The sequence below is a fragment of the Massilia arenae genome (assembly GCF_008014745.1).
Classification (GTDB): Bacteria; Pseudomonadota; Gammaproteobacteria; order Burkholderiales; family Burkholderiaceae_D; genus Telluria; species Telluria arenae.
This window is the reverse complement of sequence record NZ_VPFD01000032.1, coordinates 40493-63056: the sequence shown is the minus strand read 5'-3', so window position 1 is coordinate 63056 and position 22564 is coordinate 40493. Positions and strand designations below refer to the sequence as shown.

Sequence of the window (22564 nt, the reverse complement as noted above, 5' to 3'; positions counted from 1 at the left end):
GCAACCGCCTGCTCAATCCACTCATAGGGCAAGTGCTGCCCCAGACGCGCCCAGTCCGGGGCTTCCTGGGCTTGTACAAGAAAATGGAGCGCGTCATCAAACATGGTGACGCAGGTTAACAGCCTCAGCTAGCGTTTACAACACCTGAAAAGAAAAATGCCGCTCAGTCTTAACTGAACGGCATTACCGCCTTCCGGCGGCCTTCTCACTTCAAGACTCAGTCTTCCTTGCGCAAGTGCGGGAACAGCAGCACGTCGCGGATATTCGGCGAGTCGGTGATCAGCATCATCAGGCGGTCGATGCCGATGCCGCAGCCGCCGGCCGGCGGCATGCCGTATTCCAGCGCGCGGATGTAGTCGGCGTCGTAGAACATCGCCTCGTCGTCGCCCGCATCCTTGGCGGCCACTTGGGCCAGGAAGCGTGCGGCCTGGTCTTCGGGATCGTTCAGCTCCGAGAAGCCGTTGGCGATCTCGCGGCCCACCATGAACAGCTCGAAACGCTCGGTCACGCCTTCACGGGTGTCCGAGGCACGCGCCAGTGGCGAGACTTCGGCCGGGTAGTCGACGATGAAGGTCGGCTCCCACAGCAGCGCTTCGGCGGTCTCTTCGAACAGCGCCAGTTGCAGCGCGCCCAGGCCGGCGGTGGCGAATGGCTTGACGCCGAACTTGGTCTTGAGTTCAGTCTTGATGAACTCGGCGTCGTTCAGCTGCTCCGGCGTATAGCCCGGCGCGTACTTGTCGATTGCTTCGACGATGGTCAGGCGCTGGAACGGCTTCGACAGGTCCAGCTCGCGGCCGCCGTAGGTCAGCACGGCGCTGCCCTGGGCGTCGATCGCGGCCTGGCGGATCACCTCTTCGGTGAAGTTCATGATCCATTTGTAGTCGGTGTAGGCCGCATAGAATTCCATCATCGTGAATTCCGGGTTATGACGGACCGACACGCCTTCGTTGCGGAAGTTGCGGTTGACTTCGAACACGCGGTCGAAGCCGCCCACCACCAGGCGCTTCAGGTACAGCTCGGGCGCGATGCGCAGGAACATTTCCATGTCCAGCGCATTGTGGTGGGTGACGAACGGCTTGGCCGCGGCGCCGCCCGGGATCGGGTGCAGCATCGGGGTCTCGACTTCCATGAAGCCGTGCTTTTCCATGAAGCGGCGCATCGACGACATCGCGGCGGTACGCGCCTTGAAGGTGCGGCGCGTCTCTTCGTTCATGATCAGGTCGACGTAGCGCTGGCGGTACTTGGTCTCCTGGTCGGCCAGGCCGTGGAATTTGTCCGGCAGCGGACGGATCGCCTTGGTGATCAGGCGCAGCGCGGTGACCTTGACGGTCAGTTCGTCGGTCTTGGTCTTGAACAGCGTGCCTTCGACGCCCAGGATGTCGCCCAGGTCGTAGCTGCGCAGCGCGTCCATGGCATCGATGCCAGCGTTGTCGAGGGCGATGTAGACCTGGATGCGGCCCGATGCCGCTGGGCCGGAACTGTCCTGCAGGGTGGCGAAGGCGGCTTTCTTGCCCGCTTCGCGGCGCAGCATCATGCGGCCGGCCAGCACCACGGCGACCGGTTCGGCTTCCAGCTCTTCGCGGGTCTTGCCGCTATAGGTTTCGACCAGGTCCGCGGCCTTGTGCTGCGGGACGAAGTCGTTCGGGAAGGCGACGCCTTTCTCGCGGATCGCACCCAGCTTGGCGCGGCGCTCGGCCATGATCTTGTTTTCGTCAGCGGCCTGCAGCGGGGCCTGTTCTTGGTTTTCGGTGGTCATATTGTGTGATTCTAGTCTTGGTGGATTCAGGCCAGCAGGGTCTCAACGTCCAGCTGCGTGAAATCGTTGACGATGGCGATGACGTTGTCGAAATCGGCGAAGGCCTCGGCCGGCAGGGTGGTGGTGAGCACCACCGCACGCATGCCGGCGCGGCGCGCCGCTTCCACGCCCAGCGGCGCGTCCTCGAACACGATGCACTGGGCCGGCATCGTCTCGCAACGGTCGGCCGCCTTCAGGAAGACGTCCGGATGCGGCTTGCCGCGCGGGACGTCGACCGTGCCGACCACCACCGCGTCGAAGCGCCGGTGCAGGTCCATTTCGTCGAGGATGAAGCTGGCGCTGCCTGGCGAGGCCGAAGTGGCCACCGCCAGTTTCCAGCCACGGGCGGCGCCCGCCTCGATAAAGGCGTCGAAGCCGGGCAGGGTGCTGCGGTGCGGGGCATACAGCTCGCGGTACAGCACTTCCTTCTCGTGGTTCAAGGTCGCCAGTTCGTCATCGGTGAGTTCCTCACCCATGTAGTGACGCAGGATTTCCTTGCCCTGGCGGCCGGCCGTGTCGCGGAAGAAGGCATCGGGCTCGATGACTTTCCCGCGCCGCGCGAAGAAGGTGATCCACGCCTGGGTGTGGAAGTCCATATTGTCGACGATGGTGCCATCCATGTCGAAAATCAGCGCGCGGGCGGGTGTCGTCATCGGGTTCTACCTTGTTAAACGTTCTGTTTGAGGGATGCGGAGATGAAATCGTCCAGATCGCCGTCGAGCACGTTCTTGGTATTGCCCGTTTCGAAGCCGGTGCGCAAGTCCTTGATGCGCGACTGGTCGAGCACGTAGGAGCGGATCTGGTGGCCCCAGCCGACGTCGGTCTTGGAGTCTTCCAGTTTCTGCTGCTCGCTCATGCGGTTACGCAGTTCGAGCTCGTACAGCTTCGCACGTAGCATGTCCCAGGCCTCGGCCTTGTTGCGGTGCTGCGAGCGGTCGTTCTGGCACTGGACGACGATACCCGATGGGCCGTGTGTCAGGCGCACCGCAGAATCGGTCTTGTTGATGTGCTGACCGCCGGCGCCCGAGGCGCGGTAGGTGTCGATGCGCACGTCGGCCGGGTTGATCTCGATCTCGATCGAGTCATCCACTTCCGGATACACGAACAGCGAGGTGAACGAGGTATGGCGGCCGTTGGCCGAGTCGAACGGCGACTTGCGCACCAGGCGGTGTACGCCGGTCTCGGTGCGCAGGTGGCCATAGGCATACTCGCCGTCGACCTTGATGGTGGCGGTCTTGATGCCCGCGACCTCGCCCTCGGACTGTTCGAGGATCTCGGCCTTGAAGCCCTTGCGTTCGCAGTAGCGCAGGTATTGACGCAACAGCATCGAGGCCCAGTCCTGGGCTTCGGTGCCGCCGGCGCCGGCCTGGATGTCGATGAAGCAGCTGGCATGGTCCATCGGATTGCTGAACATGCGGCGGAATTCCATCGCCTCGATGATCTTCTGGACGGCGTCGAGGTCGGCGGACACCGCTTCGATGGTGTCGTCGTCGCCTTCCTCGCGCGCCATGTCGAACAGGTCGCGCGCGTCGGCCAGGTCGGCCTTGGCCTTCTCGAGCACGTGCACGACGCCTTCCAGCGCCTTCTTCTCTTTGCCCATTTCCTGGGCTTTCTTCTGGTCGTTCCAGATGGAAGGGTCTTCCATCTCCTGATTGACCTGTTCTAGTTTCTCCGACTTCTTATCGAAGTCAAAGATACCTCCGAAGTTCGGCCTCACGACCGGTCAGGTCGTTCAGCAGGGCGGAAATGGCGTTGATGCGTTCGGCTTCCATGGTCTCGGCAGTCTCATTAGTTGGTTGAATCGAACCGGGGATTATACCCGACCACTGCGCTGACGACGCCGTATGGATTGCCACGCCGGTAGCCGCTGCCGTATCATCGGCCCCGTCTCGTTTCCCGGATTCCCCATGAACCGCCTTTTGCGTTATCAAATCAGCATCGCCTTCGCGCCGCTGCTGCTCATCCTTCCCGTCCACGCCGCCCAGGCCCCGAGCGGTTCGACCGCCGTGCTGGCCGTGCTCGAGACGTCCGACCTGCATTCGAACGTGGTCGGCTACGACTACTACAAGCTGGCGCCGGACGCGTCGATCGGCTTCGACCGCACTGCCACGCTCATCCGCCAGGCGCGCAAGGAATTCGCCAACACGCTGCTGCTCGACAATGGCGACACGATCCAGGGCACGGCCTTCGCCGACTACCAGGCGCTGGTGAAACCGCCGAGCTGCGAGCAGGTGCTGGGCATTTATAAAATCATGAATGCGCTCGGCTATGAGGGCGCGACCTTGGGCAACCACGAGTTCAACTACGGCCTGCCTTTCCTGAACCAGATCACCGGCAGCAGCTTGAAAGTCAAGGACGTCGCGCCGCAGGCCAAGCCGTGCGCCGGACCGGACTTCCCGATCGTGCTGGCCAATATCCACAGCCTGCAGACCAACCAGCCGCTGTTCGCGCCCTACAAGATCATCGACAAGAAGATCGTCGCCACCGGCAAGGACGGCAAACGGGTCGAGAGCACTGTCAAGGTGGGCATCATCGGCTTCACGCCACCCGAGATCATGGCTTGGGACAAGCGCTGGCTCGAGGGTCGCGTCAAGCCGGTCGACGTCAAGGCCAGCGCCGTGCGCTACATCCCCGAGATGCGCAAGATGGGCGCCGAGCTGGTGGTGGTGCTGGGCCATTCGGGCCTCGACGACGCTGCCTATTCGCCGAAGATGGAACACACCAACTGGCACCTGGCCAAGGTGCCGGGCGTCGACGTGGTGCTGATGGGTCATTCGCACCAGCTGTTCCCGAACAAGGACAGCAGCGTGCCGCAGTTCAACCTACCGGGCGTGGACAAGGTGCGCGGCCTGGTGCATGGCGTGCCGGCCGTGATGCCGAGCCAGTGGGGCAAGCACCTGGGCGTGGTCCAGCTGCACCTGAAGTCGGACGGCAAGCGCTGGACGGTCGAGAAGGACAAGACCGTGGTCGAAGCGCGTTCGACCCAGACCGCGCCGAAGACCTTCGTCGAGCCGGATGCCGAAGTGACGGCGCTGGTGCGCGCCGAGCACGAGGCGACCATCGCCTACGTCAAGACGCCGGTCGGCCGTTCGGCTTTCCGTATGACGACGTATTTCGCCGACGTCGGCGATCCATCGGCGCTGGAAGTGGTCAACCGCGCGCAGGCCGAGTACGTCAGCAAGTACGTCCAGGCCAATCTGCCGCAGTACGCGAAGCTGCCGGTGCTGTCGGTGACGGCGCCATTCAAGGCCGGCTTCCCGACCGTGGCCGATTACACCGACGTGCCGGCCGGCGACCTGGCCTTGAACAACGCGGCCGACCTGTACCTGTTCCCGAATTCGCTGTATGCGGTGAAGGTCGACGGCGCGGGCCTGAAGGCATGGCTGGAAACAGCGGCGGGGCTCTTCAACACGATCGATCCTGCGAAGACCGAAGCGCAGGAGCTGGTCAATGCCCGTTTCCCGAGCTTCAACTTCGACACCATCACCTCGCCCGACGTGAGCTACGAGATCGACGTGACGCGCGCACCGGGTGACCGCATCCGCAAGCTGTCCTACCAGGGCAAGCCGGTCGAGGGCAAGCAGGAATTCCTGGTGGCGACCAATAACTATCGCGCCAGCGGCGGCGGCGACTTCCCGGGCCTGGACGGCAGCAACGTGGTGCTGGCGTCGCCCGACAATAACCGCGACATCCTGATCGACTACATCCGCAGCGCGAAAGAGCTGAGCCGCAAGGCCCAGGGCGCGGCGCGCAGCTGGCGCTTCGCGCAAGTCAAGACCGCCGGACCGGTGGTATTCCACTCGGCGCCGGACCTGGTCGGGCTGGCGCAAGAGGCGGGGATCGATAATGTCAGCCAGCTGAAGGCCGACGATGGTAGCGGCAAGGGCACCGCGCTGTATGCGGTGGACCTGTCGAAGTAAATCGTTACCCTATGATCCGTCGTCCCCGCGGAGGCGGGGACCCAAGTTTTCCAGCTTACCGACTGCTTCAAACGCAGCCACTACGCCGATGACTTGGGTCCCCGCCTTCGCGGGGACGACGTATTTGATGCAGCTGCTTCGTTCAATGCAGCTGCTTTTTCTCCGCCTGCACCAGCACGAACGGGCTCACCACCGACGCCCACAAGACCTCGTCCGCTTCCAGCCAGCCCTGCGCCTGCGCATCGCTGACCTTGGCCACGCTGCCCTCGTTCATCCAGCGCGCGACGCTCTCGCGGTCGTCGTGGGCCACGCGCAGGGCGACGTCGATCAGGTCCAGCGCTTCGCTGACCCAGATCACCGAGCCGCTGGCGAAGTGGCGTTCCAGCTCGCTCCATTTGACGCGGCCGGTTTCGCGGTTGATCTTGTCGTGCAGCTCGGTGTCGTTCTCGGGTTTGGTTTTCATCGTGAATCTGTTCAAAGAATCTCGACCGCAGGATGCGGCGAACCCGCCCATGTTAACCGATAGGTCTGCGCCTTGCGTACATTGCCGACCAGCGCGGGCCGAAAGCAGGCCAGGCAGGTGCCGCCCGGATGCCGCACGCTGGGATAGATGACGCCCATCGATCCGCCGTCGAGCAGCTCGCTCGCCAGTGCCTGCGAGGCGACGTAGCTGGCCGGGTCGAGACAGTCTTCGTAGGCGGCGACGCCGCGCACGTCATGGAAGCTGGCGCTGAAATCGGCCAGCAGGCACTGGTAGGTGACGCTGTCGTCGAAGCGGTCGATCTCGGCGTATTCCACCGTCTTGTGGAAGATGACCTCGGCCAGCGAGGTCGCGGCGTCGAAGCCGCAATACCAGGCGCCACGGTCGCCGTCGTTGAAGCGGCTGCCCTCGGGCCGTGCATAGGTAAAGGCGGCATTGATGATGCGGAAGTTCGGCACGCCGAACACCAGCTCGTCCACGCCGATGCCCGGCAACAGCCCGGACTCGCCGCGCAGGCGGTCGTTGGTGGCGTTATCGAGGTCGAACAGGTCGCGCAGCACGTCGTCGCCCTCGGCCAGCGGCGCCAGCACCGAGTCTTCCATGTCGGCGAAGCGTGAGGGGATCAGGCGACAGGTGTCGTTTTGGCGCAGGGGCGTCAGCCGTGGCCGCAGATTACCCATCGATCACAGGCCGCCGCGGCGGGCGTCGAGCAGGCGGCGCACGCTCTGCATCGCGAGCAGGCCGCCGCCGAGCATGAAGGCGAGCGGCGTGCGGCCGGCGAAAATAGGGTTGGAATTGGGCAGCTGCACCCATTCGTCGGCCAGCTTGTCGCCATACAGGATGTGCAGGCTTTTATAGATGCCGAGCAGGTAGGAGACGCGGGTGATGCGGTCGACCTCGAGGAGCCGGTCAGGGTTCTTCTTCCAGTCGTAGAAGGCCGAGGACGACAGGCCGCCGAGCAGTTCGCGCGCATCTTCGTCGCGCAGGTTCCAGGCGCCGGCCAGCCGGAAGAAGCCCTTCAGCGCCGATTGCGACAAGCGCTCGCGCTCGGCGCGCGAATTGAGGTCAACCAGGGTCGCCGGCTCGAAGCGGCTCTTGGGATAGGCGTAGGCCAGATTCATGATTCCTCCGATTCAGGAGTATTTATACTCCGATTGAGTATGGCATGCAAGGAGCGGTTGTCAAGCCGGCCGCTGCGTGACAGAATCGCGCGATTGCCAAACAGCAAAGTTTTTTGCACTCACCGAATGCGCCTCAGCTCGCTATCATTGATCGTCGTGTGTCTCGTGGCCGCCATAGCCGCCGGCCGCGCGCGGGTGTCGCACGACGACTTGCGCAGCCAGGTACTGGCGCACGAGCGCGCCTTCGCCGCCACCATGGCAGCGCGCGACTTCGAGGGCTTCGGGCGCTACCTGTCGAGCGAAGCCGTATTCATGACGGGCGCGGATGCCCAGCGCGGCAAGGACGCAGTGATGAAAGCCTGGCGCCGTTACTATGACGGCCAGCAGGCGCCGTTTTCCTGGGAGCCGGAACAGGTGGAGGTGGTCGAATCGGGTACGCTGGCCTACAGTACCGGTCCGATCCGCGATGCGTCCGGGCGCCGAGTCGGCACCTTCAATTCAGTCTGGCGGCTCGAAGCGCCGGGGCGCTGGGCGGTCGTGTTCGATCGCGGGTGCGACTGCAGGAGCCAGCCGCAGTGACCCGACATCATGCGCCATGCGGCGTCGCGGCCGTGACGGGAAACACCCGGTCGTAAGCCAGGTTGAACAGGAATCCATACACCAGGTAGAACGTCACGATGGCCAGGTCCATCAGCAAGGCCGCCCACAGCCCGATCCCCAGGTACCAGGCGATCAGCGGGATCAGCATCGCGACCAGGCCCGCCTCGAACAGGAAAGTATGCGCGACCCGGATCGCCATCGTCTTGTCGACGCTGCCGCGCAGGCGCAGCATGGCCCTATCGAATCCCATATTGAACACGAAGTTCCAGACGGTGGCGATGGTGGCGGAGGCGATGCCGATCACGCCCATGTGGTCGACCGGCTGGTCGAACACGGCGGCCGATCCCGGAATGAAAATGGCAAGGGCGACGGCCTCGAACAGGAGCGCGTGTCGAACGCGGTCGCGGAAAGTGCGCATATAAAACATCCTCTGAGCTGACGTGGGGCCGCATCATGGCACACACGATAAATATATGCACAGCGGTAAAATCGAGGCATCATGCTTCAAATATGAAACACACCAACTGGGATGACTTGCGCCTGCTTCTGCTGATCGTGCAGGAAGGCGCCTTGCGCAGTGCGGCGCGCAAGGCGGGACTGAGCCCGGCGACGCTGTCGCGCCGCCTCGACGACCTCGAAGGAGCGCTTGGGCAAAAGGTGGTCGAGCGGTTCCAGGGGGGCTGCGTGCCGACCGCCTTTGGGGCCGACATCATCGCCTGGGCCGGTCAGATGGGCGAGATTGCGCTGGAAATCGAGCGCACCCGCGATCGGCAGGATGCGCATGCGGCCTCGGGCATCGTGCGCATCAATACCGATGAGTGGCTGTCGTACTTCCTGACGACCCGCTTCGCGCGTTTCCACGACCACTACCCCAACGTCGAGGTCGAAATCGTGACCTCGCACCGGCCTTACAGCCTGGCGCAGCGCGAAGCGGACATCGCGATCCGGCCGTTTCGGCCCGAACAGCTCGACCTGGTCACACGCCGCCTCGGTACTTTGTCTTTCGGCCTGTATTGCAGCCGCGAGGTGGCGGCGCGCCATGCGGACGCGCTGGCGCGGCGCGACTGGGCCAGCCTGCCATTCGTCGGTTTCGACGAGCCGCGCGCCGAGTTCCAGTCGGACCGCTGGCTGCGCGCTCTGCCTGGCGAGCCGGCACCGTGGATGCGCTGCAGTTATGGGCTCGGGATCCTGGATGGCGTCGCGCATGGCGCCGGCCTCGGCGTGCTCGCGACTTTCCTGGCCACCGACCAGCAAAACCTGGTCGCAGCAATCCCCCATATCCCTGAACTAGACCAGGATATCTGGCTGTCAATGCACAGCGGCCTGCGCACGAGCGCGCGCATCCGGGCGGTGGTGGATTTCATGGGAGAGGTGTTCAGCGAATACCGCCAGGGCGGCGGCTGATCGACTACTGAGGCTGCGCGGGTCAGCGCGATGAAGCGCCGACCCGGGGAACTGCATCGGCACGCGGGCGCGTGCCGGGAGTGGCTTAGTCCTTGCCGATACCGCTGAGCAGCGCTGCATCGGCGCCGGCGCCGGCGCTGAGCATCCAGCCGGTCATCAGGAGGTAGAACATCAGCAGCGTGAACAGCACCGACACGCGGCGCGCGTTGATGCCTTCGAACAGCGGCTTCTTGTTGTAGGCAACGCCGACGAAATAGGCGCCGAACACGGTGGCCATATAGTGCACCGCGCCGAAAGTCTCGCCCAGTTCGCCTTTGCGTGGATGGTCGACCAGCAGGTGCGACAGGATCACCAGGATCAGGTAAGGCACCGAGGCGGCCAGCGGCGGCAGGTACAGGCCGAAGCGCTCGACGAAGTCGCGGATCGCCGGACGCTTGCGCGCCAGCAGCGGCAGGAACAGGTTGTGGATCAGACCGGTGATGACGATGATCTTCAGCAGCACCGCCTTGTGCAGGCTCTCTTCGCCAAAGCCCAGGTTGTGCAGATTGGTCTCGGCCTGGCGGTTATTTTGCAGGAACCATTCTGGCGACTGGATCTGCAGGATACGCTGGAACCAGCTGATCTCTTCCAGCGCGGCCAGGGCCACCAGGCCGGTCAGGCCCGCCAGCACCAGCACGCCGAGATTGAAGCCCTCGGTCTTGTAACGGTCGATCGCGACGTAGCCGAGCAGGCCGGACGTGAGCGAGAATGCCAGGAACTGCATCCATTCGACGATGCCGTCCTCCACCAGCAGGCGCGCCAGTTCATGGGGATTGTTTGCCCAGATCAGGGCCAGCAGCAGGCAGAACGTGTTGATGATGGTGGCCGAGACGATCACCGGATGCTTATACCATTTGTTATCTACCACTAAATTACTCCTTCAAAGACGAAAAATGTTCGGTCGCCAGCGGCTGCAGGGCAGGTGCCGGGACCGGATCGGATTCGGGTTCCGCCAGACGATCGGAAACGCGGCGTCCGGTGCGGCGCAGGGCGGCGGCGAGCAGGGCGGCGACGGCCCAGGCCCACAGCAGCGGGTCGATCAGGGCATCCCACAGGTTGCCGGTGGGCAGGCGCAACAGCGCAAAGAGGGCGAGCGCGCCCAGCAGGCTCGCCGCCGGCCAGCGCGCATGGCCGCGCACGATGGCGAACACGCAGACGATGGCGGCGGCGATGCCGACCAGCGGCGCGGCGGCCTGGCCGAAGCCGGCAAAATAAAAGCCGCGCGCCAGGAAACCGACGGCATCCAGATACAGCAGGGCGCCGCTGACGACCAGTACGCCGGCCAGCGCCTGCGGCATGACCTGGCTGCGGCGGATGCCGTTCCAGCGCTCGGCCAGGCGCAGCAGGCAGCAGCCGACCAGCAGAGCGCTCGGGTACTGGAAAGCCAGGCCCAGCCACCAGGCCGGGGACAGTTCGCCCGGCAGGGCCATCGCCGCCAGCGTGAGCGCCAGCACGGCGGCCAGCGCCACGCGCGACATCGGCGCCGACCGGCGCCACAGCGCGCACAGCAGGGTGGCCAGGACGATCGCCCAGCCCAGGCGGCCGTAAAGGATTTGTAGCGAGAGATCCGGCAGGTTCATCAAATCGTTCCTCCGGCGTCGATGCGATAGCGGTGGTGGGCGATCGCCTGGCGCTGCCAGGTATAGGTCACGTGCAGTTCGTCGCCGACCTGCTGTAGCGTCGGATACGAGAATTCGTCGCCGGCCTTGCCCTTGGCGATGTCGGCCACCGTGCGCCAGGTGCGCATATCGTCGGAAATCGACAGGCGCAGCACGCTCCTCGCCGATGCATCGTCGGCGGCGTGGTTGTGCAGCATCAGGAACTGGCCGCTGGACAGGCGGATGGCTGCCATCGAGGTATTGTGGTTGGGCAGGTCGAGCGCCGGCAGATCGTGCCAGCTGGCGCCACCGTCCGTGCTGGCCGCGTGCTGCATGCGGCGCGCCTCGCTGTCGTCGCGCAGCAGCGCGCGCACCTCGGTCTTCGACACCGCCACGATGGCCGGTTGCAGGGTCGAGGTGCTCTGGCCGATGCGCGCCAGCGAGGTCGGGTTGCCCTGGGCGTCGAACGCCATCAGCATCGGGTATTTATTGCCGATCTCAAAATAGACGGGCAGCCACCAGCCGCCGTCGCTGAGCGCCAGCGGAGAGGTGCGCACCAGCGCACTGGTATTGAATAGCGGCGAGGTCGGCAGCACACGGCGGACCCGGAAGCTGGCGCCCTGGTCGGTCGAGACGATGTGGGCGATGCGCGACGCCGCCCAGCCGCCCAGGCCGGTTGCCACGACGTACAGGTGGATCTTGCCGTCGCGGTCGGTCCAGGCGACGGGATTGCCGATGCGGCGCACGCCGAATCCGAGCGCGGCGCCGAGCGACTCACGGCTGGCGACCATCCACGGCGCGCTCCAGGCGCCATTGGCCCAGGTCGAGGCGTACACCTTGACGTCGGGGCCGCTCTCGCGGCTGCCGGCCCACCAGAAGGCGAGCATGCGGTTGCCCGGCAGCGGCGTCATCGAGCTGGCGTGGGCCGACGGCATGCCGTGCGGCGCCGGAATGTGGGTGCTCGACAGTTCGGTGAGCGTGACCGGGCCGCCGCGCATGGCGCCGGCCAGACTCGGCTGGGCGGCAGCGTGGGCGCTGCGGCTCCAGCGCAGGCCCTCGGCGCCGAGCATGAGCAGCAGGAGGAGCACACAGCCGAGCAAGACGAGATTGCGGGGGCGCGGCTGAGGGATCTGGGGATTCTCCATTCGCTTCCAGTAGAGGGAACCCAGCAGTTGCGACCTGCACCGGCGGGCTCTGACAGTGAACGTCCCGGAAGCGATGATGTCGCTGCGGGATTGCTGGCGCCAAATGGCCTGCCAGCAAAGGCGCTATCGTACCGGAAAGCCACGCAAAACACATCAGGCAGAGGCGATATCGGGCCGAAATTGATGCCGAATGGGGCGTCATTACGCCCCCGAGGCCGCCATCAGGGGGCAGATCATGGCAAGCTTGCCAAGTTATCGGCAATTTCCCGATAACAAGCCCGCAACTCGGTCCGCAACTCCGCGTACACTTGCGTTTTCGACAGCCAGGGCTTTGCTGCATGCGTACTTTACCCGTACTACTCATCATGATCCTTGTCTTGCTTGGGTCTGGATGTGCGAACCAAAATCCTTATTTCGACTCTAGCAAGCCGCACCACCGGCCCGAAGGCTTTGCCAACAACTATCCGAACAATCCCGCCTACCAGCGGCCGAAACTCGGTTTCTTCGAGGGTTGGGCGGCGCGCATCAGGAACTGGACCGAGGACGAATCCGCGCGCGCCCCGAGCGCGCCGATTCCGACCGTGGCGCCCGATCTGACCTTCATCCACGCCAACCGCGATATTCCGGCGCTGACCTGGATCGGCCATGCGACCTTTCTGTTCCAGACCGGGACCGGCGTCAACCTGCTGTTCGATCCGGTATTCGACGAACGCGCCTCGCCGCTGTCCTTCGCTGGCCCGAAGCGGCACCAGCCGCCGGGCGTGGCGATCGCCGACCTGCCGCGCATCGACGTCGTCCTGATCAGCCACTCGCATTACGACCACCTGTCGCGCGACTCGCTGCGCCAGTTGTACCGCCAGGCCGGCGGCCCGCCGCTGCTGGTGGCGCCGCTCGGCGTGGACCTCTGGCTCGAAAAGAACGTGACTGGCGGCGACCGCTCGCGCATCGTCAAGCTGGACTGGTGGGACAAGACCGTCTACCAGGGCCTCGAACTGCACCTGCTGCCGGTGCACCACTGGTCGGCGCGCTCGCTGTGGGACCGCAACGAGACCCTGTGGGGCGGCTTCGCGGTGACGCGGCCGGGGCATTCCTTCTTCTTCTCGGGCGACCTGGGATACTCGGAAGACATCCAGGACATCGCGGCGCGCTTCGACGGCTTTGACCTGGCCGCGATCGGCATCGGCGCCTACCAGCCGGTCTGGTACCGCAATTCGCACGTGAGTCCCGATGAAGCGCTGCGTATCCACCGCGAACTGCGGGTCAAGCGCAGCGTCGGCATGCACTGGGGGACGTATCCGATGGGGCAGGAGCGGCTGGACCAGGCCGCGATCGACCTGGCCACCGCGCGCAAGGTGCAGGGCGTGGCCGATGATGAATTCTTCGTGATGAAGATCGGGGAGACGTATCGCGCGCCGGCTCCCCGATAGCGATCACGTTTGTGGCGCGCGCAGGGTCAGCTTGAGGATCTCGCCCGGCTGCCACAGCCGCATGCGCGGCCCCCAGCCGCCGGCGCCGCGGCTGATCACCAGCTGCATCTCGCCATCACGGTGCGCCCCGACCAGGTGCGGGAATTCGCGCTTGACCAGGTAGTTGAACGGCCAGATCTGGCCGCCGTGGGTATGTCCGGACAGCATCAGGCTCACGCCTTCCCGCGCCGCGCGCTCGACGAGGCCGGGCGCCGGGATGTGCGCGAGCAGGATCGTGGCGCCCTGCGCGCGGTTGGGGATCGTCCGTTCCAGCCCGGCGTAGATATCGCCGCCGTGCATGGCGCGGCCGATGTCGTCCAGGCCCGCCAGGTGCAGGCCAGGCGCGATCTCGACCCGCTCGTCGCGCAGCCATTTCACGCCGCCGGCGGAAAATTCCGCGATCGTGCCGCCGGCGTCGCCGTAGTATTCGTGGTTGCCCGTTACCGCCCACACGCCCAGCGGCGCGCGCAGGCGGCGCAACACCGGCGCCAGCTGGTCGTCGTTGATCGGCTCATCCTCGACCTGGTCGCCCAGCATCACCACCGCGGCCGGTTCCAGTGCATTGATCTGGTCGACCCGCTTGCCGAGCCAGGCGGCGCGGCGCTGGGCGCCCAGGTGGGTGTCGCTGATCGCGACCAGGGTCATGCCGTCCAGCGCCTGGGGCAGGCCGGCCAGCGGCAGTTCATATTCCACGATCGCCGGCGCCCGCACCGCCTGGAAGATGGCGAAGGCACTCACCGACATGCCGGCGATGGCGCCGGCTGCCAGGATCTTGCGCGCCCACTTGCGCAGCCATAGTCCGAAGGCGGTCACCAGGTCGGCCAGCAGCAGGTATTGCGTCATCACGAACAGGATGCCGAGCCAGGTCATGGCGAACTGGCCCGGCCACCAGCGCCAGTCGAGGGCGGCGTCGCCCAGGCGCACGCCGAGCAGGTAGACGGCCCAGACCACGACCGCGCCCAGCCACCACCAGCGTGCTTTGACTCGCGTGCGAATCGGTGCCAGCGCATACAGGCGGTGCGCCACGTAGAAATGCATCAGCGTGCCGATGCCATTGAGGATGAGTGAAAACATGCGTACTTATACCGATCGAGGCCGGCGAGGGTAGTCCAGAACCGGCCAATCATAGCGGGTATGCACTCTACATGTCGCCGGGAATTATCCTGAAATTCATGCGGGGTTATACTGCGTCATCCCAGTCATCCAACATCCTTCAGTGACAGAACTGTTCAATGCAATCGCGCGCAACCTGATCCTTCCTCCCGCCAGCCCGCTCTTGTTGATCGCAATTGGCCTGTTGCTGCGCCGCCGCTGGCGGCGTGCCGGCAGCATCGTTGCTGGCTTCTCTCTGGTGCTGCTGGTCTTCTTGTCGAGCAATGCCGGCGCGCGCTTCCTGGTCGCGCCGCTGGAAGCGATGGCCACGCCACTGCGCGATACCGGAAGCGCCGGCGCGCAGGCGATCGTGGTGCTGGCGGCTGGTCGCGTGCGAGCGGCGCCGGAATATGGCGACCTCGACATCCCCGACCATCTCGCGCTGGCGCGCCTGCGCTACGCGGCCCACCTGCATCGGCGCACCGGACTGCCCATTCTGGTCAGCGGCGGCGCGCCACGTCCAGGCGCCACGATCCTTGCCGATGCAATGGCCAGCGCGCTGCGCGAGGATTTCGGGGTGCCGGTGCGCTGGGTCGAGAGACGTTCGCGCAATACGGCCGAGAATGCCGCCTTCAGCGCCGCGCTGCTTGGCTCGGAGAAGGTCGAGCGGGTGCTGCTGGTGACCGATGCGATGCACATGGAACGTGCGCGTACCGTGTTCCAGCGCACCGGCCTGCAGGTGACGGACGCGCCGACCATGTTCTTCGGCGAGCAGGCGCGCGGCCTGGCTGCCTGGGTGCCGAGTGCCGAGGGGATGCGCCGTTCGTGGTATGCCTCGTACGAGCTGATCGGGCTTGCCTGGTATCGCCTGAAATCAGGAGCTACGTCCTAGGCGGCTTCCGCATGCTCCACCAGCAGCTGCACCTTGGTCACGCCATTGTATTCATTCGCATCGAGCCTGAACGCCACCCGCGCGCGCTCGGGCAGGCTGTCGGGGTGCCCGAACCAGATCGCATCGTAGCGGCGGCCGTTCTTCTCCAGCAGCAGCTTGAGATGGCGTTCCTTCAGGACGCGCTGGCTGACCACACGGAACTCGTCGCAGAACACCGGCGGCGCAAAGCCCTGGCCCCATACCTGGCCATCCATCAGTTCGATGAACTGGGTCGAATAAAACTCATCCTCCAGCGGCCCGTCGGTCTCGACGATGCGCTCGAGCTGGGCCTCGGTCAGCCAGGCCTGGCCGACCGCCTCGAAGGCCTGGCAAAAATGCTCGAAGGCGTCGTGGCGGATCGACAGGCCGGCCGCCATCGCGTGGCCGCCGAACTTGTCGATCAAACCAGGCACGCGCTTGGACACCAGGTCGAGCGCGTCGCGCAAGTGAAAGCCCGGGATCGAGCGGCCCGAGCCCTTGATCCAGCCGTCGCCGGCAGGGGCGAAGGTGATCGTCGGCCGGTAGAATTTTTCTTTCAGGCGCGAGGCGACGATGCCGATCACGCCCTGGTGCCAGCCTTCGTCGAACACGGCGATGGTGCTGGCGCTGGTCGGCTCGAAGCTGTCGAGGTGCAGCAGGGCGGTGTCCTGCATCTCGGCCTCGATCTCGCGCCGCTTGAGGTTGATCTCGTTGAGCTGCTGGGCGATGGCCCAGGCGCGGCCTTCGTCGTCGGTGGTCAGGCACTCGATGCCGAGCGCCATGTCTTCCAGCCGGCCGGCGGCGTTCAGGCGCGGGCCGACGGCAAAGCCCAGGTCGAACGGCGAGGCGCAGCGCGCTTCGCGGCCGGCCACGCGGAACAGGGCGGCCACGCCCGCATGCATGCGGCCCGCGCGCATGCGCTTGAGGCCTTGCGCAACCAGGATGCGGTTGTTGGCGTCGAGCTTGACCACGTCGGCCACGGTGCCCAGCGCTACCAGGTCGAGCAGGCTGTCCAGCTTGGGCTGGGTCTGGGCGTCGAACACGCCGCGCCGGCGCATCTCGGCGCGCAGCGCCAGCAGCACATAGAACACGACGCCAACGCCGGCCAGGTTCTTGCTCGGGAAGCCGCATTCGGGCTGGTTCGGGTTGACGATCACGCGCGCCGGCGGCAGGGTGTCGCCCGGCAGGTGGTGGTCGGTGACGACGACTTCGATGCCGAGCCGGTTGGCCTCGAGCACGCCCTCCATGCTGGCGATGCCGTTGTCGACCGTGACGATGATGTCGGGGTTCTTTTCGCGCGCCGTAATCTCGACGATGCCGGGCGTGAGGCCGTAGCCGTGCACGACCCGGTTGGGTACGAAGTAGTCGACCTCGGCGCCCATCGCGCGCAGGCCGCGCAGGGCGACCGCGCAGGCGGTGGCGCCGTCGCAGTCGTAGTCGGCGACGATTGTCATGCGCTTGCCAGCCCCGATGGCGTCGGCCAGGAACACGGCGGCGGTGTCGATGTGCTTCAGGCCCGAGGGCGGCGACAGCGCCGTCAGCTCGCTCGAGAGCTCGCGCACGTGCTCCAGGCCGCGCGCGGCATAGATGCGCGCCAGCACCGGGTGGACGCCATCCTGGCGCAGCAGTTCAGAGATGCGGAACGGGCAGGGGCGGGTGGAGATGCGGGTCTGTTGGGTCAAGTCAGTGAATCCAGTGTCGGGCGGCGCCAGAATTTGCGTTGCGCCATCGCGGTCGTCGTGTAGTCGGCCAGGCCTTCGCGGCTGCTCAGGACAAGGCGCAGCTCGCGCACGCGGCCCTTCTTGAGGGCAGCCAGCAGCGGCACGAACAGTTTTTCTTCGAGGTGCTGCATGCCCTGCAGCCAGCCGTGCCAGTCGGCGGCCAGCGCGGCCTCGCCCAGGTTGCCGGCGACTAGCAGGCCACCCTGCGCCAGGACGTCGTCCAGGCGCTCGAGCGAAGGCAGGCGCTGCTGGCCGAGGGCGGCCAGCCAGCCGGGGACGGCGTAGCTCGCTATTTTGGTCACAGGCTGCTGCGCCTGCACGCTGGCGCCCCACAGCCAAAAAGCGTTTACCACAGGCAGCCGGCGCGCCTCGCGCGCGGCGTTCACGGGGTGCGCGTGCCAGGCCATCTGTACCTCGTTCTGCAGGCGCCGGTAGGCTTGCGCCCCGACGCCCTTGGGCATGAAGTCGGTCAGGTCCATATTGGCGACCGTGTCCGGGCTGGCCGTGTCGAAACCGGTCCAGTCGTCGGCGCGCAGGAACCAGGTGTGGGCGTCGCCATAGCGCAGTTCGTGGCCGATTTCTTCGCACAGCTGTCTCGCGGCGTCGAACAGCGCGCGGCCATCGGCGTCGTCCAGGCTCACCTGGCGCGTATCGGCCATCATCAGGTGGCTGCGCGCGATCTGGATATGGGCCGGCGTGACGAGATGCCAGCGGCCGGCGCCGGGATCGAGATTGAGACCGTGCATTGCGGCGACGGCGAACGGGGTGCGGCCATCGTCGGCCAGGCCGAGCGCGCGCGCCAGCCAGGTTTCATGCGGCAGCGCGTGGGCGGAGTCGGCCTTGGGGGCGCGCCGCGCGCTCGACGTGCGCGACAGCAGCGCGGCCAAGGCCGGCGCCTGCAGGGCGCGGATCAGGTCGGGGGCGAATTCGGGGAGCGGGAGGGCGAACGGCAGGACAAGCGTAATATGAGCCATCCCGCTATTTTAGGCCAAAATCGGCCGGCTGGCGGGTTTGATCTTGGCTTGCCGGACGGCGTTTGCACATGGTTTTTTGCTAATCCGCGCCACAAAAGTGGTTTGTCTGGCAAACTGCCGGGTTGGCGCAGCCAAAAGAACAAGAACCGACAGGATTGTATGAGCATCACCCATAAACTTCCGTATGAATGGCAGATCGGCCTGCGCTATACCCGCGCCGGCAAGCGCAGCGGCCGCAACAGTTTTATTTCCTTCATCTCGATGGCCTCGGTGGCCGGCATCGCACTCGGCGTCGCCGCCCTGATCGTGGTGCTGTCCGTGATGAACGGCTTCCAGAAGGAAGTCACCAACCGCATGCTGTCGATGCTGGCCCACGTCGAGATCTTCGATGCGCGCGGCGCGCTGCCGGACTGGCGCGCCACCAGCGCCGATGCGCTGCGCCATCCCGAGGTGCGCGCCGCCGCGCCTTTCCTCGATGCGCAGTCGATGCTGCTGGTCGATGGCGTCATGAAGCCGGCCCTGCTGCGCGGGGTCGAGCCGACCGAAGAAGCCAAGGTGTCCGACATCGTCCAGCAGATGAAGGAGGGCAGCTTCGATTCGCTGCGTCCAGGTTCCTATAACGTCGTGCTGGGCCGCGCGCTCGCCAAGTCGCTCGGGGTCGGAGTGGGCGATCGCGTGTCGCTGTTGGTGGCCAGCAGCGGCATCCTGGGCGGCGCCGCTTCGCCCGGCGAGAATCCTTTGCCGCGCTCGCGCGCGCTGACCGTCTCGGGCATCTTCGAGGCCGGCCACTTCGAATTCGATTCCACGCTGGCGCTGGTGAATATCCTTGACGCCGAAACCGCGACCGGGGCCTCGGCGCCGCTCGGCCTGCGCCTGCGCCTGGCCGACTTGCAGCAGGCACCGCGCGTGGCCTATGAGCTGCAGCAGTCGATGGCGGGCGACCTGATCATGCGCGACTGGACCCGCGTGAACACCGTGTGGTTCGCCGCCGTGCAGTCGCAAAAGAACATGATGTTCATTATCCTGACCATGATCGTGGCGGTGGCCGCCTTCAACCTGGTCTCGACCCTGGTCATGACGGTCAAGGACAAGCAGGCCGACATCGCCATCCTGCGCACCCTCGGCGCATCTCCGCGCGGCATCATGAAGATCTTCATCGTGCAGGGCACGCTGGTGGGCATGCTGGGCGGCCTGCTCGGCGTGGCCTTTGGCGTGCTGGTCGCGCTGAACGTCGACGTGATCGTCCCTGGCATCGAGCGCCTGCTCGGCGTGCACTTCCTGTCTCAAGAGGTCTACCTGATCAGCGAGATGCCGTCCGAGCTGCGTTGGAACGACGTCGGCTGGATCGGCGGCATGGCCGTGGTGCTGTCCTTCCTGGCCACGATCTACCCAAGCTGGGCGGCGTCGCGCGTCAAGCCGGCCGAGGCGCTGCGGTATGAATGAGCGCGGCGCGATGGCACACTCCGGTTCACATTTTCGATTCAGGAACGCATGAGCATCATCCACAAACTGCCATATGAGTGGCAGGTCGGCCTGCGCTATACGCGCGCCGGCAAGCGCAGCGGGCGCAGCAGCTTCATCTCCTTCATTTCGCTGATCTCGGTGGCCGGCATCGCCCTCGGCGTCGCGGCCCTGATCATCGTGCTGTCGGTGATGAACGGCTTCCAAAAGCAGGTCACCGACCGCATGCTGTCGGTGCTGGCGCATATTGAGGTATTCGACGATTCGGGCAGCATGCCGGACTGGCGCGCGTCCGCAAAAGAAGCGCTGCGCAATCCGAACGTGCTGGGCGCCGCGCCTTTCGTCGAGACCCAGGGCCTGCTGGTGCGCGACGGCGTGATGCGCCCGTCGATCGTGCGCGGCGTGCTGCCGGGCGAGGAAGACAATGTATCGACCGTGGCGCGCCAGGTGCGGGCCGGCAGTTTTGATGCCCTCAAGCCGGGCCAGTTCAATATCGTGCTGGGCTATGCGCTGGCGCGTGCGCTCGGCGTCGGCCTGGGCGACAAGGTCACGATGGTGCTGGCCCAGGGCCAGGTCACGCCGGCCGGCATGGTGCCGCGCACGCGCAGCTTCACCGTCGCCGGCATCTTCGAGGCCGGCCACTTCGATTTCGATGCGGCGCTGTCCTTCATCCACGTGGAAGACGCCCAGCGCCTTGAGCGCTTGCCGGCACCGTCGGGCCTGCGCCTGCGCATCGCCAATATGCGCGAGGCGCCTGAAGTGGCCGAGCAATTGAAGGGCCAGATGACGGGAGACTTGACGGTGCGCGACTGGCCCAAGCTCAACGCCAACTGGTACGCTGCCGTACAGACCGAAAAAAAGATGATGTTCATTATCCTCACCCTGATCATCGCGGTGGCCGCCTTCAACCTGGTCTCGAGCCTGGTGATGACGGTGACCGAGAAGCAGGCCGATATCGCGATCCTGCGCACGCTGGGATCCTCGCCGCAATCGATCATGAAGATTTTCATGGTGCAGGGCGGGGTGATCGGCGTGCTCGGGACGCTGGCCGGCGTCGGCATGGGGGTGATGGTGAGCATGAACATCGATGTCATCGTTCCGTTCATCGAACGTTTGCTGGGAGTGGAGTTCTTGTCCAAAGATATATATTTGATCAGTACCGTGCCGTCCGACCTGCACGGGCCGGACGTCGCCATCATCGGCGTCATCTCGGTGCTGCTGGCGTTTGCCGCCACCGTTTATCCAAGCTGGGCCGCTTCGCGCGTGAAACCGGCGGAGGCGCTGCGTTATGAGTGATGCATTCAACGGCGCGCCGGTGCTCGCCTGCCGCGGCCTTGGCAAAACCTTCAAGCAGGGCGACGCCAATGTGCGCGTGATCGACGGCATCGATTTCGCCGTCCACCGCGGCGAGCGGGTCGCCATCGTCGGCGCCTCGGGCTCCGGCAAATCGACCCTGCTGCACCTGCTGGGCGGCCTGGATACGCCGAGCAGCGGCTCGGTGACCCTGCACGGCGAGGATTTTGCCAACCTGTCCGAGGCGCGCCGCGGCGAGTTACGCAACACGGCGCTGGGCTTCGTCTACCAGTTCCACCACCTGCTGCCCGAATTCACGGCGCTCGACAACGTCATGATGCCGCTCTTGATCCGGCGCGAACCGCGCGCGGTCGCGATGGAGCGTGCGCAGGCGATCCTGGAACGGGTGGGCCTGGGCAAGCGCGTGGTGCACCGCCCCGGCGAACTGTCGGGCGGCGAGCGCCAGCGGGTGGCGCTGGCGCGCGCGCTGGTCACCCAGCCGGCATGCGTGCTGGCCGACGAACCAACCGGCAACCTCGATCACACCACGGCGCAAATCATCTTCGACCTGATGCTGGAACTGTCGCGCACCCTCGGCACCGCCTTCGTCATCGTCACCCACGACATGGAACTGGCGCGCCGCTGCGACCGCGTGCTGCGCATGACCGAGCACGGCCTGCAGCCGGCGGAAGGCTGAGCGATGTGGATCGATACCCACGTCCACCTCGATGCGCGCGAGTACGGCGGCGACGGTGCCGGCGTGGCGCTGAAGGCGCGCGAGGCGGGGGTGTCGATGATCGTGATCGTGGCGGTCGAACGGGGCAATTTCGATGCCGTCGCCGGCCTGGCGCACGGCAGCCCGAATGCCTGCTATGCGCTCGGCATACACCCGATTTGCGTGCCGCAGGCGCAGGACGAAGACCTGGTCTATATGCGCACCCGCGTGGAGCAGGCGATGAGCGACCCGCGCTTCGTGGGCATTGGAGAAATCGGCCTGGATTTCTTCATCCCGGAGCTGCTTGACCCCGCCATGCGCGACAAGCAGGAACGGTTCTTCCGCGAACAGCTGCGCATCGCGCGCGACTTCGGCCTGCCGGTATTGACGCATGTGCGGCGCTCGCAAGACCAGGTGCTCAAGCACCTGCGCCAGATTCGCCCGCCAGGGGGGATTGCCCATGCATTCAACGGCAGTTTCCAGCAGGCGCAGAATTTCATTGAGCTCGGATTCCATCTGGGATTCGGCGGCAATATGACCTTCACGCGTGCGCTGCAGATCCGGCGCCTGGCGGCCGAGCTGCCCCTGGAGTCCATCGTTCTCGAAACCGACTCGCCCGACATCGCGCCGAGCTGGATTCATCCGGGACGCAATAGTCCCGATCAACTCCCCGGCATCGGCGCCACCCTGGCCGAGTTGCGCGGGATCGGGGTGGACGAGGTGCGCGAAGCCGCTTACCGCGCCTCGCTGGCAGCGATTCCCCGCCTGGCGGCGCTGTGTCCTTGACACGAAAGCCACGAGTATCGTTTTTCGCCGTAGTTCACTCGTC

Annotated in this window: 22 protein-coding genes; 9 read left to right on the top strand and 13 right to left on the bottom strand. The window is 65.6% G+C overall.

What is annotated here, in order from left to right:
• Nucleotides 1-217 precede the first annotated feature (217 nt).
• The 3 genes from lysS to prfB form a co-directional block, all read right to left on the bottom strand.
• Nucleotides 218-1756, bottom strand: coding sequence for a lysine--tRNA ligase (gene lysS, locus FVD38_RS23090; RefSeq protein WP_147936956.1), 1539 nt, complete (start codon nucleotides 1754-1756; stop codon nucleotides 218-220).
• A 26-nt stretch (nucleotides 1757-1782) separates the two neighbouring features.
• Nucleotides 1783-2448, bottom strand: a complete 666-nt coding sequence (locus FVD38_RS23085) for an HAD family hydrolase (RefSeq protein WP_147936955.1) — start codon at nucleotides 2446-2448, stop codon at nucleotides 1783-1785.
• Between the two features lie 14 nt (nucleotides 2449-2462).
• Nucleotides 2463-3567 (bottom strand): peptide chain release factor 2 gene (gene prfB / locus FVD38_RS23080; protein ID WP_147936954.1). Its coding sequence is split into 2 segments (ribosomal slippage): nucleotides 2463-3485 and nucleotides 3487-3567, totalling 1104 coding nucleotides; the frame shifts between segments, so codons are not numbered across the junction.
• A gap of 135 nt (nucleotides 3568-3702) precedes the next feature.
• Here prfB and FVD38_RS23075 point away from each other — a divergent pair.
• Nucleotides 3703-5715: a bifunctional 2',3'-cyclic-nucleotide 2'-phosphodiesterase/3'-nucleotidase gene (locus tag FVD38_RS23075; protein WP_147936953.1), complete on the top strand. Its 2013-nt coding sequence runs from the start codon at nucleotides 3703-3705 to the stop codon at nucleotides 5713-5715.
• 142 nt (nucleotides 5716-5857) lie between these two features.
• Here FVD38_RS23075 and FVD38_RS23070 read toward each other — a convergent pair whose 3' ends face one another.
• Genes FVD38_RS23070 through FVD38_RS23060 form a run of 3 tightly spaced genes read right to left on the bottom strand, consistent with a single transcriptional unit; the run spans nucleotide 5858 to nucleotide 7317 of the window.
• Complete coding sequence (locus FVD38_RS23070; RefSeq protein WP_123071143.1) at nucleotides 5858-6178, bottom strand: DUF2288 domain-containing protein; 321 nt, start codon at nucleotides 6176-6178, stop codon at nucleotides 5858-5860.
• A gap of 11 nt (nucleotides 6179-6189) precedes the next feature.
• On the bottom strand, nucleotides 6190-6876 hold the full coding sequence (locus tag FVD38_RS23065; RefSeq protein ID WP_147936952.1) for an RES domain-containing protein: 687 nt from the start codon (nucleotides 6874-6876) through the stop codon (nucleotides 6190-6192).
• Between the two features lie 3 nt (nucleotides 6877-6879).
• Nucleotides 6880-7317 carry an antitoxin Xre/MbcA/ParS toxin-binding domain-containing protein gene (locus FVD38_RS23060; protein ID WP_147936951.1) on the bottom strand — a complete coding sequence of 146 codons (438 nt, stop codon included), beginning with the start codon at nucleotides 7315-7317 and terminating at the stop codon, nucleotides 6880-6882.
• A 165-nt stretch (nucleotides 7318-7482) separates the two neighbouring features.
• On the opposite strand from FVD38_RS23060, the gene FVD38_RS23055 reads away from it, so the two are divergent.
• Complete coding sequence (locus tag FVD38_RS23055; RefSeq protein ID WP_229493928.1) at nucleotides 7483-7896, top strand: YybH family protein; 414 nt, start codon at nucleotides 7483-7485, stop codon at nucleotides 7894-7896.
• 7 nt (nucleotides 7897-7903) lie between these two features.
• On the opposite strand, the gene FVD38_RS23050 is transcribed toward FVD38_RS23055, so the two are convergent.
• Entirely contained in the window at nucleotides 7904-8335 is a 432-nt protein-coding gene (locus FVD38_RS23050) for a PACE efflux transporter (RefSeq protein WP_147936949.1), read from the bottom strand.
• A 92-nt stretch (nucleotides 8336-8427) separates the two neighbouring features.
• Between FVD38_RS23050 and FVD38_RS23045 the strand changes: the two genes are divergently transcribed.
• Complete coding sequence (locus tag FVD38_RS23045; protein WP_187271682.1) at nucleotides 8428-9321, top strand: LysR family transcriptional regulator; 894 nt, start codon at nucleotides 8428-8430, stop codon at nucleotides 9319-9321.
• Between the two features lie 85 nt (nucleotides 9322-9406).
• Here FVD38_RS23045 and FVD38_RS23040 read toward each other — a convergent pair whose 3' ends face one another.
• Genes FVD38_RS23040 through FVD38_RS23030 form a run of 3 tightly spaced genes read right to left on the bottom strand, consistent with a single transcriptional unit; the run spans nucleotide 9407 to nucleotide 12103 of the window.
• Nucleotides 9407-10228 carry a hypothetical protein gene (locus FVD38_RS23040; protein WP_147936947.1) on the bottom strand — a complete coding sequence of 274 codons (822 nt, stop codon included), beginning with the start codon at nucleotides 10226-10228 and terminating at the stop codon, nucleotides 9407-9409.
• A gap of 4 nt (nucleotides 10229-10232) precedes the next feature.
• A complete protein-coding gene (locus FVD38_RS23035) occupies nucleotides 10233-10940 on the bottom strand; it encodes a hypothetical protein (protein ID WP_147936946.1) in 708 nt (235 codons plus the stop codon).
• Nucleotides 10940-12103: a sialidase family protein gene (locus FVD38_RS23030; RefSeq protein WP_147936945.1), complete on the bottom strand. Its 1164-nt coding sequence runs from the start codon at nucleotides 12101-12103 to the stop codon at nucleotides 10940-10942. Before FVD38_RS23030 ends, FVD38_RS23035 begins: the two co-directional genes overlap by 1 nt.
• Before the next feature lie 338 nt (nucleotides 12104-12441).
• Between FVD38_RS23030 and FVD38_RS23025 the strand changes: the two genes are divergently transcribed.
• A complete protein-coding gene (locus FVD38_RS23025) occupies nucleotides 12442-13530 on the top strand; it encodes an MBL fold metallo-hydrolase (RefSeq protein WP_147936944.1) in 1089 nt (362 codons plus the stop codon).
• Between the two features lie 3 nt (nucleotides 13531-13533).
• On the opposite strand, the gene FVD38_RS23020 is transcribed toward FVD38_RS23025, so the two are convergent.
• Nucleotides 13534-14643 carry a metallophosphoesterase gene (locus tag FVD38_RS23020; protein ID WP_147936943.1) on the bottom strand — a complete coding sequence of 370 codons (1110 nt, stop codon included), beginning with the start codon at nucleotides 14641-14643 and terminating at the stop codon, nucleotides 13534-13536.
• A 142-nt stretch (nucleotides 14644-14785) separates the two neighbouring features.
• Between FVD38_RS23020 and FVD38_RS23015 the strand changes: the two genes are divergently transcribed.
• The gene (locus tag FVD38_RS23015; RefSeq protein WP_147936942.1) at nucleotides 14786-15553 is read left to right on the top strand and encodes a YdcF family protein; all 768 of its coding nucleotides are present in this window, start codon (nucleotides 14786-14788) and stop codon (nucleotides 15551-15553) included.
• Here the strand turns inward: FVD38_RS23015 and recJ are convergent.
• Both recJ and FVD38_RS23005 read right to left on the bottom strand, forming a co-directional pair.
• The gene (recJ, locus tag FVD38_RS23010; RefSeq protein WP_147936941.1) at nucleotides 15550-17253 is read right to left on the bottom strand and encodes a single-stranded-DNA-specific exonuclease RecJ; all 1704 of its coding nucleotides are present in this window, start codon (nucleotides 17251-17253) and stop codon (nucleotides 15550-15552) included. The two genes, FVD38_RS23015 and recJ, sit on opposite strands and share 4 nt — an antisense overlap.
• Nucleotides 17250-18266 carry a hypothetical protein gene (locus tag FVD38_RS23005; RefSeq protein ID WP_147936940.1) on the bottom strand — a complete coding sequence of 339 codons (1017 nt, stop codon included), beginning with the start codon at nucleotides 18264-18266 and terminating at the stop codon, nucleotides 17250-17252. Before FVD38_RS23005 ends, recJ begins: the two co-directional genes overlap by 4 nt.
• 159 nt (nucleotides 18267-18425) lie before the next feature.
• On the opposite strand from FVD38_RS23005, the gene FVD38_RS23000 reads away from it, so the two are divergent.
• Genes FVD38_RS23000 through FVD38_RS22985 form a run of 4 tightly spaced genes read left to right on the top strand, consistent with a single transcriptional unit; the run spans nucleotide 18426 to nucleotide 22521 of the window.
• A complete protein-coding gene (locus FVD38_RS23000) occupies nucleotides 18426-19709 on the top strand; it encodes a lipoprotein-releasing ABC transporter permease subunit (RefSeq protein WP_147936939.1) in 1284 nt (427 codons plus the stop codon).
• Between the two features lie 48 nt (nucleotides 19710-19757).
• Nucleotides 19758-21023: a lipoprotein-releasing ABC transporter permease subunit gene (locus FVD38_RS22995; protein WP_147936938.1), complete on the top strand. Its 1266-nt coding sequence runs from the start codon at nucleotides 19758-19760 to the stop codon at nucleotides 21021-21023.
• Nucleotides 21016-21717, top strand: coding sequence for a lipoprotein-releasing ABC transporter ATP-binding protein LolD (gene lolD, locus FVD38_RS22990; RefSeq protein ID WP_123071159.1), 702 nt, complete (start codon nucleotides 21016-21018; stop codon nucleotides 21715-21717). The genes FVD38_RS22995 and lolD overlap by 8 nt, the downstream gene beginning before the upstream one ends.
• Before the next feature lie 3 nt (nucleotides 21718-21720).
• Nucleotides 21721-22521: a TatD family hydrolase gene (locus FVD38_RS22985; protein WP_147936937.1), complete on the top strand. Its 801-nt coding sequence runs from the start codon at nucleotides 21721-21723 to the stop codon at nucleotides 22519-22521.
• The last annotated feature ends 43 nt before the right edge of the window (nucleotides 22522-22564 follow it).

Bases quoted from the DNA above. Each gene is read 5' to 3' on its own strand.
- FVD38_RS23085 (WP_147936955.1), bottom strand. From the start codon at position 2,448: ATGACGACACCCGCCCGCGCGCTGATTTTCGACATGGATGGCACCATC.
- FVD38_RS22985 (WP_147936937.1), top strand. From the start codon at position 21,721: ATGTGGATCGATACCCACGTCCACCTCGATGCGCGCGAGTACGGCGGC.
- FVD38_RS23025 (WP_147936944.1), top strand. From the start codon at position 12,442: ATGCGTACTTTACCCGTACTACTCATCATGATCCTTGTCTTGCTTGGG.
- FVD38_RS23045 (WP_187271682.1), top strand. From the start codon at position 8,428: ATGAAACACACCAACTGGGATGACTTGCGCCTGCTTCTGCTGATCGTG.
- FVD38_RS23000 (WP_147936939.1), top strand. From the start codon at position 18,426: ATGAGCATCACCCATAAACTTCCGTATGAATGGCAGATCGGCCTGCGC.
- lysS (WP_147936956.1), bottom strand. From the start codon at position 1,756: ATGACCACCGAAAACCAAGAACAGGCCCCGCTGCAGGCCGCTGACGAA.
- FVD38_RS23065 (WP_147936952.1), bottom strand. From the start codon at position 6,876: ATGGGTAATCTGCGGCCACGGCTGACGCCCCTGCGCCAAAACGACACC.
- FVD38_RS22995 (WP_147936938.1), top strand. From the start codon at position 19,758: ATGAGCATCATCCACAAACTGCCATATGAGTGGCAGGTCGGCCTGCGC.
- FVD38_RS23030 (WP_147936945.1), bottom strand. From the start codon at position 12,103: ATGGAGAATCCCCAGATCCCTCAGCCGCGCCCCCGCAATCTCGTCTTG.
- FVD38_RS23070 (WP_123071143.1), bottom strand. From the start codon at position 6,178: ATGAAAACCAAACCCGAGAACGACACCGAGCTGCACGACAAGATCAAC.
- FVD38_RS23075 (WP_147936953.1), top strand. From the start codon at position 3,703: ATGAACCGCCTTTTGCGTTATCAAATCAGCATCGCCTTCGCGCCGCTG.
- FVD38_RS23050 (WP_147936949.1), bottom strand. From the start codon at position 8,335: ATGCGCACTTTCCGCGACCGCGTTCGACACGCGCTCCTGTTCGAGGCC.
- FVD38_RS23005 (WP_147936940.1), bottom strand. From the start codon at position 18,266: ATGGCTCATATTACGCTTGTCCTGCCGTTCGCCCTCCCGCTCCCCGAA.
- FVD38_RS23020 (WP_147936943.1), bottom strand. From the start codon at position 14,643: ATGTTTTCACTCATCCTCAATGGCATCGGCACGCTGATGCATTTCTAC.
- FVD38_RS23035 (WP_147936946.1), bottom strand. From the start codon at position 10,940: ATGAACCTGCCGGATCTCTCGCTACAAATCCTTTACGGCCGCCTGGGC.
- lolD (WP_123071159.1), top strand. From the start codon at position 21,016: ATGAGTGATGCATTCAACGGCGCGCCGGTGCTCGCCTGCCGCGGCCTT.
- FVD38_RS23060 (WP_147936951.1), bottom strand. From the start codon at position 7,317: ATGAATCTGGCCTACGCCTATCCCAAGAGCCGCTTCGAGCCGGCGACC.